At 68.7% G+C, this 11,713-nt stretch carries 9 protein-coding genes; 3 read left to right on the top strand and 6 right to left on the bottom strand.

Features of this window, described 5'->3' with window-relative positions; all coding sequences use genetic code 11:
* Window positions 1–58: 58 nt before the first annotated feature.
* The 4 genes from KPB06_RS22410 to KPB06_RS22395 all read right to left on the bottom strand — a co-directional run bounded on the left by KPB06_RS22410 (window position 59) and on the right by KPB06_RS22395 (window position 7,091).
* Window positions 59–1,009, bottom strand: a complete 951-nt coding sequence (locus tag KPB06_RS22410) for an OmpA family protein (protein WP_059577151.1) — start codon at window positions 1,007–1,009, stop codon at window positions 59–61.
* A 4-nt stretch (window positions 1,010–1,013) separates the two neighbouring features.
* The gene (gene tagF / locus KPB06_RS22405; RefSeq protein ID WP_059577148.1) at window positions 1,014–2,003 is read right to left on the bottom strand and encodes a type VI secretion system-associated protein TagF; all 990 of its coding nucleotides are present in this window, start codon (window positions 2,001–2,003) and stop codon (window positions 1,014–1,016) included.
* Entirely contained in the window at window positions 2,000–5,944 is a 3,945-nt protein-coding gene (gene tssM, locus KPB06_RS22400) for a type VI secretion system membrane subunit TssM (protein ID WP_059577145.1), read from the bottom strand. The genes tagF and tssM overlap by 4 nt, the downstream gene beginning before the upstream one ends.
* A 301-nt stretch (window positions 5,945–6,245) precedes the next feature.
* The gene (locus KPB06_RS22395; RefSeq protein WP_059577142.1) at window positions 6,246–7,091 is read right to left on the bottom strand and encodes a M15 family metallopeptidase; all 846 of its coding nucleotides are present in this window, start codon (window positions 7,089–7,091) and stop codon (window positions 6,246–6,248) included.
* Window positions 7,092–7,212: 121 nt separating this feature from the next.
* Between KPB06_RS22395 and KPB06_RS22390 the strand changes: the two genes are divergently transcribed.
* A complete protein-coding gene (locus KPB06_RS22390; RefSeq protein ID WP_059577139.1) occupies window positions 7,213–8,175 on the top strand; it encodes a hypothetical protein in 963 nt (320 codons plus the stop codon).
* A gap of 213 nt (window positions 8,176–8,388) precedes the next feature.
* Window positions 8,389–9,417: a transporter gene (locus KPB06_RS22385; protein WP_059577395.1), complete on the top strand. Its 1,029-nt coding sequence runs from the start codon at window positions 8,389–8,391 to the stop codon at window positions 9,415–9,417.
* 27 nt (window positions 9,418–9,444) lie between these two features.
* On the opposite strand, the gene KPB06_RS22380 is transcribed toward KPB06_RS22385, so the two are convergent.
* Together KPB06_RS22380 and KPB06_RS22375 are read right to left on the bottom strand one after the other, a co-directional pair.
* The gene (locus KPB06_RS22380) at window positions 9,445–9,597 is read right to left on the bottom strand and encodes a DUF1427 family protein (protein WP_081059172.1); all 153 of its coding nucleotides are present in this window, start codon (window positions 9,595–9,597) and stop codon (window positions 9,445–9,447) included.
* Between the two features lie 24 nt (window positions 9,598–9,621).
* Window positions 9,622–10,599, bottom strand: coding sequence for a quinone oxidoreductase family protein (locus tag KPB06_RS22375; protein WP_059577136.1), 978 nt, complete (start codon window positions 10,597–10,599; stop codon window positions 9,622–9,624).
* Window positions 10,600–10,758: 159 nt separating this feature from the next.
* Here KPB06_RS22375 and KPB06_RS22370 point away from each other — a divergent pair, with 159 nt between their 5' ends.
* Window positions 10,759–11,679, top strand: coding sequence for a LysR family transcriptional regulator (locus tag KPB06_RS22370; RefSeq protein WP_059577134.1), 921 nt, complete (start codon window positions 10,759–10,761; stop codon window positions 11,677–11,679).
* Window positions 11,680–11,713 lie beyond the last annotated feature (34 nt).

The raw sequence follows: 11,713 nt of genomic DNA, 5'->3' as shown, positions 1-11,713 counted from the left end.
TGCCACCGCCCGTCGTGTGCCGCGCCGCTTCGCAACGGAGCGGCCGGCCGATCCGCTGTTACTGCCCCACCCGGAACTCGATCCGCCGATTCCTTGCCCGGCCATCCGCCGTATCGTTCGGCGCGATCGGCTGATCCGGCCCGACCCCCGTCGTCGTCATCTGCTGCGGCGGAATGCTCTTCGTGATCAGATAACCCTTCACCGCATCCGCGCGTGCCTGGCTCAGCGCGATGTTCGACGTCCGGTTCCCCGAGTTGTCGGTGTGGCCGATGATGTCGACCGTGCGGTTCTGCATCTTCGCGAGCGCGGCCGCCATCTGGTCGAGGATCAGCTTGCCCTGCGGCGTCAGCGTCGCGCTGCCGGTCTCGAACTCGATCGTCCGGTTCGCGAGCGTCTGGTCGAGCACGCCCTGTTCGGACGCCGACACGCGCAGCCCGTTCTTGATCGTGTACGTGGGGTTCAGCGTGTTCGCCATGTCGCTCGCGAGCTGCTGGCGCTGCGCCTCGTTGTGCACCTCGCCCTTCATCTCGATCTGCGTGCCGTTGATCTTCAACTGGCCCTTGCTGATCTGCTTGAGCTGCGCGCCGAGCAGCTTCTGCACGTTCGCGCTCCAGTTCGGCGGCGTCGCGACGTCGCCTACCTCGATCTGGTCGACGACGTTCGTCGCGCCGTAGGTGTCGCGCAGCTTCTGCAGCACGGCCGCCTTGGTCGCCTCGTCGGGCACCTTGCCGCCCACCACCACCTGGCCGGGCGTCGCGTTCGCGGGCGGCGGCGCGATCGTGGCGGCGGTGCCGTGCACCACCGTGCCGGACGCGCCGCCGGCGTTCGGACTGGCCTGCGGCAGCGCGGTCGTCGCGACCGTGCCGTTGCCGACCGGCGTGACGGTCGCGCCGGTGTTCTGCGCGAAGGCCGCGCCGCTCGCGACGAGGCCGGCGGCGAACAGTGCGGCGAGGGCGGGCGAGACGGCGGCTGAAAGACGCGCGCGCCGGGCCTGAATCGTGCGATGCATGCCGTCAGCCTCCGATGAACGCTTCCCGGAACGCGTCGATGGCGACGCGCAGCGAGAGTTGCGGTTGGTCGAGGTAGCTGACGAGCTTGCTGATCTGGTGATCGTTTTGCGCATGGGCGTCGATCCACTCGGGATCGTCGATGTCGATGTTGTGGGCGGCGTAGGTCTGCGGGTCGACGACGCTCAGCAGCGTCTTCGCCGACGCGCCGTTGAAGCCGATGATCAGCCGTTCGCGTTCGGCGATCGTGCCGATGAAGATCGCGAGCTCGAAGTCGGCCTGCGCGACGAACGGCGCGATCAGCTCGAGCCAGAACGCGGCGACGAGGCTGCGGTAGAACGGATCGACCGGCAGCGGCAGCGTGAGGCCGCGTTCGATGTGCGACGAGCCGCTCTGCATCACCGGCCGCAGCAGCGAGCCGAGCGCGAGCATCGCACCGCGCAGCCGCACCGGGTGACCGCTTTCGAGCAGCATCTGCTGCAGGCCGTACAGCGACTGGTGTTCGACGAAATCGTTGAAGGTGCCGTCATGCGACGTGCCGGGCCCGCCGATGTCGATCGGCACCTGCGTGTCGCCGAGCGCCTGCAGCGCGCCGGGCGGCTCGTCCTTGCCGAGCAGCGGCGGGATCTGCGCGGCGACGCGCGACCACAGCCGCGCGAACGCAAGCGGGCTGCGCGCGAGGAACGCGAGCGGCCGGTCGACCTCCAGCGCGGTGGCGCCGAGGAACGGGAAGCGGCGCATCGACACGTCGTGGCTCGCGACCATGTGGCCCGCGATCGCGAGCTTGCTGCGCGAGCCGAGGAACGCGAAATGCATCGGCTTCGCGTCCTCGTAGACGATCTTCCAGCGCGGATCTTCCGCGAGCAGCTCCAGCGCCTGCGCGATCCAGCGATCGAGCGTCTGCAGCAACTGCGGATTGTGCGCGCTCTTCACGAAGTCGCCGCGCGACGGAATCTTGCCGAAGTAGGCGATTTGCGCCTGTACGGTTTGCGTCATTGCGCCCTCTGTGCATTCGTTGCGTTGGCGGCCGCGACGGCCGGCGCGGCGCCCGGCGTGCCGGTGCCGGCTTGCGTCGCGTTCTGCGCGGCGCCCGCGCTCGCGTCGGCGACCGACGACGGCAGCTGCAGGCCGCGCAGGCTCTGCTGCTGCGGCTGGTCGCCGCCGCCGGCCGACGGCTGCGACGTGCTGATGATGCGCATCGTCACCGACACGTTCACGCTGCCCTGCGCCCACGTCAGGTCGAACGTGCCGTCCGGACGGCGCTTGCGCTGCGCCGAGTTGATCAGCTTCTCGAGACCGTAGCGGCCCGGCTCGTTGACGAGCTGCACCGTGCGGCCGTCGAAGGTCGTCGCGGACAGCGTCGCGCCCGGCGAGCCCTGCGGGTTCGGCCACACGAAGTTGGTCCACTGCGGCGGCGTGTTGCGGTAGCGCAGTTGCTGGCCGTCGATCGCGATCGTGTATTCCGTCGTGCCCGTGCTCGGCTGCGGCAGGATCTGGAACACGGTCTGCGGCTCGGACGACGCGGCCGCGCTGCCGGCGGCGCCGCCCGCGAGCGGCGCGACCCAGCGTGCGAAGCCGTTCGTGAAGTCCGGCGTGAGCCCGATGCCCATGTCGCCCCACGTGCGGGCGGCGAGCGTGTCGCCGCGGCGCACCGCGAGCGGCCCGAGCGTCGTGCCGACGAACTTCGCGATCGAGCCGTCCGGGCCGAACACCTGCGCGATCTCGCCGGCGCCGGCCTCGACCTTCGCGTTCGCCGCGAACGGGTACTTGGTCGCGAGCGAGTTCTGGAACGGCTGGTAGACCTGTGCGTTCCACACCTTGTTGACTTCGGCGCTGGCCGGCTGGATCACCACCGCGAACGCCTGCATCAGCGGCCGCACCAGCAGCGGGCGCAGCGACTTGCGTTGCGAATCGGTCAGGCCCGTCAGCATCTGCTCGTCGACGAGCTTCAGCGAATCGGCGAGTTCCGAACCGCTGCCGTCGAGCGTCTGCTGCATCAGCTGACGCGCGCCCGGCCCCGGGTCACCCTGGTTCTTGATCACGTTGAAGCGCGTGCGGACCTTCGACAGCGACTCCATGTAGCCCTTCAGCATCGACGTGCCGTCATGCGTCGCGACGATCCGCGCGAGCCCGACGAACTCCTGGCCGATCGGGCCCATCGGCACCTCGGCCGGATTGCCGTTGATGTCGATGTTGGCCGCCGCCATCTGGCCGGCCTGCGAGCGCGTGAACAGTTGCTTGACCCAGTTCACGACGCCCGTCTGCGCCTTCTTGATCGCGACGTTCGCGAGCGACGGGTTGTCCCACGACGTCTGGTCGTACGCGGTCTCGAGGATCTTGCGGATCGGCGAATCCTGCGGGTCGCCCAGGCGGTTCATCCCGTCGACGGCCTGGCCGAAGCTGGTGAAGCCCTGGACCGCGATGCCCTGCATGAACTTCTGCCAGTGCTGCGCGTACTCGGTCTTGTACATGCCGACGAGCGTCTTCTGGATCTGTTCGGGGCTGCCCTCGAGCGTCAGGTCGTCCTGCGTCGACGTGTTGAGCACCCAGTCCTTCGCCTGCAGTTCCTTGGTCGCCGCATCGCGGATCGCCGGCTGCACGTAGTCGAACCACGCTTCGCGCGTGAACGTGCCCGGAATCGCGTAGCTGCCTGCCACGAGCCCCTGGTTGCCGTCGCCGACGATGCGCGCGATGGTCATCGGCGCGAAGCGGGTCGACGCGCGCGCCTTGATTTCCTCGTACACGCGCTGGCGGGCCGGCATGCCGCGCACGACGCGGCGCAGGTTCTCGCGGGTCTGGTCGACGAGCGCGAGGTTCGCGTCGATCATCGGCCAGTCGTTGTCGTTCACGCGCGACAGGTAGAACGAGATCATGCGCTCGGCGCTCCGGATCATCTCGTCGCGGGGCATGTTGCCGCGATTCGTCTCGAGCCAGCCGCGCCAGAAGCGGGCGAGCTGGTCGGTCAGGTGTGCCTGTTCGACGTGGCGCTTGTCGGACAGCATCAGGTACGTCTTGAGCGCGTTGTACGCGTCCTGCACGTTGGTCGGCGACGCGTCGCTGTAGAGGCCGCCCTGCGGCGCGGCCGCCTGTTGCGGGGTGGCGGCCGGCGCGGTGCCGGACGCGGCCAGCGCGGCGCCCGCCTGCGGCGCGGCACCTGCCGCATTCGTCGAGACCGGCATCGTACCGCCCTGCACGGCGCCCGATTCGGGCGGGCGCGTCATCGGCACCAGCTGCTCGGGGTGCGCGTTCACGTCCTTCATGAACGACGCGAGGTTCTGCGACACGGGGGCCAGCAGGATCTGGCGCACGCCGCCGTAGTACTCGGTCAGCAGATGCTGTTCCAGACGGTCGCCCTGGTACAGGCCGAGCGACACCGACAGCGGCTTGTCGCGGCGGAACTGTTCGAGCTGCTCGATCCGGTCCTCGAGGATGTCCATCGCCTGCAGGCGCGACTGCAGGTCGTTGCGGCCCTGCTGCAGGCGCGTGACGTTGTCGAGGTCGGCCTGCACGTTCGCGACGAGCTGCTGGTTGCCGATCGTCGACCAGGTCCAGCCGCCCAGCGCGAGCGCGAGCGCCGCGACGAAGCCGAAGAAGGTCGCGTAGCGCAGCCGCGTCTTGGTCGGGCTCGCGAACTGGCGCACCGTCTGGCGGTCGGCGAAGATCACCTTCGAGAACAGGTCGCGCAGGAAGAAGCCGTTCTTCGAGAACGCGCTGTGCGGTTTCGGCAGCGCGCTCGCGTCGAGGCCGAAGCGGTGCGCGATGCGCTGCGCGGCCGCGCTGTTGGTTTCGCCTTCCTGCAGCGCGCTGGTGAAGTAGAAGCCGCGGAAGATCGGCTTGTACTGGAACGGGTTGTTCTCGAACAGCGTCGCGAGGAACGCGCGCAGCGACGGCTTGATCGTCGAGAATTCGAGCGGGAAGCTCAACTGGCCCGGCGACAGCTGGTTGCCGCGCGACAGCGACAGCTGCGCGACGCTGATTTCCTTCAGCCCTTCGTAGAGTTCCTCGAAGTGCGTGTCGAACTGCGCGACGACGTCGCGCTTGTCGTCGGGCTCGTAGGGCAGGGTGGCGCCCCACACGCGGTCATACTCGTGCTTGTCGCTGCTGCTGAAGAATTCGGTGAAGCCGGTGATCAGGTCGGCCTTCGTGAACATCACGTAGACCGGCGCGAACACTTCCAGTTTTTCCGTCAGCTCCTGAACGCGCTGGCGGAGATTCTTCGCGAGGTTGATCGCGAATTCGGGGCGGTTGCCGGTGAGCTCGGCGATGCTGGCCGTGACGATGATGCCGTTGATCGGCGCCTTCGGGCGGTAGCGCTTGAGCAGTCCGAGGAAGCCGAGCCACTCGCTGCGGTCTTCCTCGTGCACCGAATAGCGGCCGGCCGTGTCGAGCAGGATCCCTTCGGTCGTGAAGAACCAGTCGCAGTTGCGCGTGCCGCCGATGCCGTGGATCACGGCGCTGTTCTTGTCCGCGAACGGGAATTGCAGGCCGGAATTGAGCACGGCGCTGCTCTTGCCGGCGGCCGGGTTGCCGATCACGATGTACCACGGCAGTTCGTACAGCGCGGAGCCGCCCGACACCTGGCCGATCTTCGACGTCTTGATCGTCTTCACCGCATCCGACAGGCGCGTGCGCAGCACGTCGAGGTCGGCCGTCTTCGCGTCCGGCGCGAGCGCGGCGGCGGCCGGCGCGGCGATCTTGCCGGTTTCCGCCTGCTCTTCCAGCACCTGGCCCAGCTGCTGGTTCGCGCGCTTCACGCGCCAGCGGCGCCACAGCGCGACGGCGAGCCACAGCGCGAGAACCGCCGCGAACGCGATCGCCGCCCACAGGAGCGGCAACTGCAGCATGTCGGCGACGATGAACAGGATGGCCGCTAGCGCGACGATCCCGACGATCGAGAGCGTACGCGGATGAGTCAGCACGTTGAGGATGCGTTGCATAGGACGTTCAGGTTCCGGTGCGATTCGGTGAGGCGACGCAGGCGCGTCGAGCGGCAAGGGTGGCGCCGCGATGTGTCGCCATGCTGTCAAACGGGATGAAGGAGGCTGGCATCAATACGCTCGCGGCATCGGAGAAGGCGCGCGCATTAACGAAAGGACGCTGTGAGATTTAAAACGGAAGCGGCGGCCGGAAAAAATCGCGCACCGGAATGCCCGATTGTTTGCGCCGCCCAAATCGTTTCCTGCCGGGTGATTAAAAAGCCCCATGCCGCCCTCATTATTTCTTGTCCGGCAGCCCTGACTAGCTGCCGCGTCCCAGTTTAAAACCGGGTTTATGGTATTCCACGTGCCCGAGATCCATCATTTTCCATCGGCCGCCCCAGGTCAGGCCGACTTGTTCGGCGACCTGGCCGTACAACTGGTAGCCGCGCATCGCCCACGGGTCTTTCTCGGAAATGACCAGCTTGCCGTCGCGCAGGAATGCGTTGTCCGCCGCCAGCCCGAACTGGTGATAACTCTGGAAGGCTGCCGCGTTGGTCACGTTGCTGCCCATCTGCGCCAGCCGGTTCTGCCGTTCCGGGCTCCGGTAACCTTCCAGCAGCGCCATTTCATAACCGTGCTGTTCGTGCATGATCTTGTAGACCAGCAGCAAACGCGTGCGGAAATCCGGGTCCAGCAGGTTCCAGTCGCGGCTCGCATCCTTCAGCGCCGGGCGGACCTGCTCGACTTCCTTCGTGGCGAAGACTTCCGGCGGCAGCGGCGGCGGCGGCACGAGCTGCTCGCCCTGCAGCAGCGCGGCGATTTTCTCGTCGGGCACGCGCGCCGTGTCGTCGTACTGGAACAATTGCCGGCCGCGTAACGCAATGGCGACCAATGGCGGCGTCGCAAGAATACCTGCCGATACCATAATCATCAAGCGCCGTCGAACCAGTAAATTTTGCACATCGCTTAATGCGCCGCGCGTCACGCTTGCCGATTTAACAATCTGACTGCGCGCGCGCGCGGCGCGATCGTTGGCCCGGCGCGTGAGACGGCCGTGAAACTGGGCAACGGATTCGAAAACGGTCGCCCGGATACCCGGTAAAAGCAACAGTGCCGCAACGGCGACGGCAAGGGCGAAATAGGCGACGAGTGCGACGGCAATCAAAGAAATCCCCGGAAATTGGAATTGATTGTGTTTTGCAATGCTTGCTCTTAGAATCAGGCTGCTTCGAGAGGCCAGGCTATATTATCGCGGTGAATTAAACCAGGATTCAATGAGACGCTGAATGAGTGCGCCGGAAAATTCAAATTCGAAAACTCCGCCCAGCCTGCTGTCCGATACCAAACCGGCAGGCGAGGGAGGACCTCGGCAGTCGCGCATTCTCGCGGATCTGGAAGGGCGTGTCACGCCGCCCGCCGAGCCGCCGCGCCGTTCGCTGAAGGGGCCGATCGCCGCCGTCGTGGCGCTGGTCGTGGCCGTCGGCGGCTGGGGCGCGTGGCGCATGCAGCAGTCGTCGGGCGAACAGCCCGCGGCGGTGGTGGCCGCCACGGCACCCGCGGCGGCGCCAGGCAAGGCCGCCCCGGCCAGCGGCGCCGCCGCGCAGGTCGCGCAGAACGGCGCGTCCGCCGCGCCGGCCGCGCAACCGGCCACGATCGTCAACGACGATTCGGCGTCCCAGGCCGTTGCATCCGCGTCCGCCGCGGACAACAGCCGCCTGTCGCGCGCGCTCGCCAACGGCGCCGACGACGCATCGGGCGCGGCCACGGCCGGCGCAGCCGCAACCGCCGCGGCCGCCACGGCGGCGACGGCCAGGTCCGCGAAGGCCGACGCGTCGAAGAGCGCGAAGGTCGCGGCCCACGGCAAGACCGACACGAAGGCGGACACGAAGGCCGACGCCCGCAAGCATCGCAAGGAACAGCAGGCCGAACTCGCGCAGGCGAAGAAGCGCCGCGACGCGACGGCGGCCCGTACCGCGAAGGCCGGCGCGAAGGACGATCCGGATGCCGATCTGCTCGCCGCGCTCGTCGCGCGTACGAAGCCGGCCGACAAGACGCTCGCCGCGCAGAAGGCGCAGGCCGTGTCGACCAAGACGGCGGCGGCGACCGGCGGCTCGCTGGCGTCGCGCGTGAAGGCGTGTTCGGAGCGCGGTTTCTTCGAGGATCAGCTGTGCCGCTGGCGCGTGTGCGACGGCCACTGGGGCAAGGACCCGGCGTGCCCGAGCGCCGCGCAGTCGGAGACGCGCCAGTAGCGCGCGCCGCGCCCGCCGCGACGTGTTGCGTGTCCGCGCCGCCCCGATGGGCGGCGCGTTTGTTTTCGGGGAACGGAAAGCTGCCGGCATGATGCCGCGTGACACTGTCACGCGCGTGTCATGGCCGTCGGGCATACGTCTTCTTTCTTTTCCCGGCGCGGGCCCGCGACCCGCGATGTGCGGCGCGCCGCGCGCCGCACGACCTTCGACACGATGGACCTGATCGTACAGACTTACGGCGCCGATACGTCCGGCATGGTGTGCGGATTCCGCTTCGTTCCGGGCGGCGCCGGCGCGACGCTCGATGCCGACGCGGCCGCCGCATGGCTGCGCACGTGCCGCGAACAGGGCGCGGCCGCACCGGGCGATTTCGTCTGGCTGCACTTCAATCTCGCGCACGGCGCGAGCGAGCGCTGGATGCGCACGCATCTCGGATTGTCGGACAGCTTCTTCGAATTCCTGCACGAAGGCTCGCGCTCGACGCGCATCGAGCAGGAGGACGGCGCGTTGCGCGCGATCGTCAACGACGTGATGTTCAACCTCGAACTGACGCCGTCGGAGATCGCGACGCTGTTCGTCCACGTCGAGCGGCGCATCATGGTGACCGCGCGGCTCAAGCCGCTGCGCTCGGTCGACACGCTGCGCGCGTGCGTGCGCGACGGCGAGTCGTTCCGGTCGCCCGCGGAGCTGCTCGTGCATCTGCTGCGCGACCAGGCCGACCTGCTGATCCAGATCATGCGGCGCACGAGCGTCGACGTCGACCGCATCGAGGATCGCTTCCTGTCGCAGCGGCTCACGTCGAGCCGCATCGAGCTCGGCGCGATGCGCCGTACGCTGACGCGCCTGCAGCGCATGCTCGCGCCGGAGCCCGGCTCGATCTTCCGGCTGCTCGCGAAGCCGCCCGCGTGGCTGCATACGGAAGACGTGCAGGAACTGCGCGAGTCGACCGAGGAATTCTCGCTGGTGCTCGCCGATCTGGCGGGGCTCAACGAGCGCATCAAGCTGCTGCAGGAAGAGATCGGCTCGCGCCTGGACGAGCAGAACAACCGGACGCTGTTCACGCTGACGCTCGTCACCGTGATCGCGCTGCCGATCAACATCGTCGCCGGGTTCTTCGGGATGAACGTCGGCGGCGTGCCGTTCGCGGAGAACAAGCACGGCTTCTGGCTGATGGTGCTGCTCGTCGCGGGCTTCACCGCGCTGGCCGCGTGGTGGGCGTTCCGGCGCCGCGACGATCGCTAGCGCGGCACCGGGCGTCGCATCGACGCGTCACCGCAGCAGCGCGATCGCGCGTTCGCCGATCACCATCCCGAGCAGGCCGACGAGCGCAACGAGCGGCGGGGCCGGCGAGCGCACGTGCAGTAGTGCGTACAACACGCCGACACCGACGCCCACCGCGAGCGAAATCACGTAGTCCATCATGGCGGTCTCCCGTGTGGTCCGGTATCAGGGTTTGAGGATCACGCGTTCGCGCGCACCGGCCAGCACCGCGCGATACGCATCGTGCGCACGCTCGAGCGGGTACACGTAGCCGTCGCCGATCGGAAACGGGCGCAGCGTGCCGTTGCCGAAGCCGGGCGCGAGCGTGTCGAGGATCCGCGCGACCGCGGCCGCGCCGAGCTGCAGCGAATCGATGCCCACGAACGTGTGCTGGCCGCGATAGAACGCGAAGATGTCGAACGGCACGCTGCGCTCGATCGTCGAGATGAAGATCTGCCGCGCGCCGATTGCCATCGATGCGTTCGCGGCTTCGAAATACGGGCTGCCGACCGTGTTGTAGACGAGGTCCGCGCCGTGGCCGCCGGTCATCTCGCGCACCGCGTCGGCCACCGTCCGGCTCGATGCGTCGATCATGCGGACCTCGCCCGATGCGTGGCCGCGATAGCCGCCCGGGCCGCGCTCGACGCCGATCACGGTCGCGCCGCGCGCGGTGGCGAGCTGGATCGCGGCCTGGCCGACCTTGCCGTTCGCGCCGAACACGAGCACGACGTCGTCGGCCGTCGGCATGCCGGCGCGGCGCAAGCCTTCGTACGCGGTGACGAACGGCACGCCCACGCCGGCCGCTTCGTCGAGCGTCAGCACGGCCGGCTTGCGGCGCACGTGCGCGGCATCCAGCACGAGCCATTGCGCATGCGAGCCGTCGCGGCCGACGCCGAGATCGCCGCCCGATCCCCACACCGGCGCACCGACCCAGTCGTCCGGGCCGCCGCGTACGATGCCGGCCCAGTCGCGCCCCGGCGTGCGCGGCCACACCGCATGCGGCATGCGGCCGAGCGCGGCCTTCACGTCGCTCGGGTTCACGCCGGCCGCGCGCACCTCGATCAGCATCTGGCCGTCGGCCGGCACGGGCGGCGGAATGTCCCGGACCCGCGCGTCGAGCGACTCGATGTCGGCGGCGGGGGTGTCGAAGCGGATGCTGCGCATGAGATTCTCCATGAACGAGGGCCGCCGCGGCCCGGCGGGCCGGCGCGTGCGGCGGATGAAAGCGATGAAGGCAGTCTAGTGGGCCCGATTTGACGCGGAAACGTGCAAAGGCGGATGATTGCTTTGCGTTTTTCGCACAGCCAGACCCCAGGCCCCTGAATGGACGACTTCCTTTCCCCGCACCTCGCGCTGTTCGTCGACGTGGTCGATCAGCAGAGCTTCTCGGCAGCCGCGCGCCGGCTCGGCGTCGCCGCGTCGTCGGTCACGCGGCGCATCGACCGGCTCGAGACGCAGCTCGGTATCCGCCTCCTGCATCGCACCACGCACGCGCTCCGGCCGACCGAGGCCGGGCAGTTGCTGTACGGTCGCGCGACACGGATGCTGGCCGAGTTGCGCGGACTGCAGGAAGACCTGCACAGCCAGCACGACGAACCGGGCGGGCTGCTGCGCATCGACTGTCCGGCGCCGTTCGGCCGGCGGCATCTGATGGGCGCGCTGGCCGCGTTCATGCAGCATCATCCGGCGTTGCAGGTCGATCTCGTGCTGACCGACAGCATGGTCGATCTGCAGGGTGCGCGACTCGGTTCCGACGTCGATCTCGCGGTGCGCATCGGGCCGCTGGAGGACACGCGTTTCGTCGCGACCGTGCTGGCGCCGCAACGGCGCGTGCTGTGCGCGAGCGCGGCCTACCTCGCACGGCGCGGCGAGCCTGAATCGCCCGACGCGCTGGCCGGCCACGACTGTCTCGCGTGGCATGGCGCGCCGCCGCCGGGCGCATGGCGTTTCGGCGAGCGCCGTCACGCGCCCGCGCAGCCGCGGTTTCGCAGCAATCATTCGGAAGCGTTGCGCGAGGCGGCCATCGACGGGCTCGGTCTCGCGCACCTGCCGACCTGGCTCGTGGCGGACGCGCTGCGCGACGGACGGTTGCGCGCGGTGCTGCCGCAGTACGCGGCGGCGCCCGAGCCGGCGACGATCCACGTGTTGCGCCAGCAGGCGCGCGGCAGTGCGCGCACGTCGCGGCTCGTGGCGTTCCTCGCCTCATGGTTCGCGCAGCCGGCGTGGGATGCCGCGTGGGCGTGATCGCGAACGGGCGCCGCGCGGCATGAAAAAAAGG

Origin of the sequence: Burkholderia semiarida (assembly GCF_029268935.1) — a bacterium.
GTDB lineage: Bacteria > Pseudomonadota > Gammaproteobacteria > Burkholderiales > Burkholderiaceae > Burkholderia > Burkholderia semiarida.
This window is presented reverse-complemented; position numbering and strand designations above follow the sequence as displayed.

Excerpts from the sequence above, each read along its gene's own strand:
- tssM (WP_059577145.1), bottom strand. The coding sequence starts at position 5,944 with ATGCAACGCATCCTCAACGTGCTGACTCATCCGCGTACGCTCTCGATC.
- KPB06_RS22375 (WP_059577136.1), bottom strand. The coding sequence starts at position 10,599 with ATGCGCAGCATCCGCTTCGACACCCCCGCCGCCGACATCGAGTCGCTC.
- KPB06_RS22380 (WP_081059172.1), bottom strand. The coding sequence starts at position 9,597 with ATGATGGACTACGTGATTTCGCTCGCGGTGGGCGTCGGTGTCGGCGTG.
- KPB06_RS22390 (WP_059577139.1), top strand. The coding sequence starts at position 7,213 with ATGAGTGCGCCGGAAAATTCAAATTCGAAAACTCCGCCCAGCCTGCTG.
- KPB06_RS22370 (WP_059577134.1), top strand. The coding sequence starts at position 10,759 with ATGGACGACTTCCTTTCCCCGCACCTCGCGCTGTTCGTCGACGTGGTC.
- KPB06_RS22410 (WP_059577151.1), bottom strand. The coding sequence starts at position 1,009 with ATGCATCGCACGATTCAGGCCCGGCGCGCGCGTCTTTCAGCCGCCGTC.
- tagF (WP_059577148.1), bottom strand. The coding sequence starts at position 2,003 with ATGACGCAAACCGTACAGGCGCAAATCGCCTACTTCGGCAAGATTCCG.
- KPB06_RS22385 (WP_059577395.1), top strand. The coding sequence starts at position 8,389 with ATGGACCTGATCGTACAGACTTACGGCGCCGATACGTCCGGCATGGTG.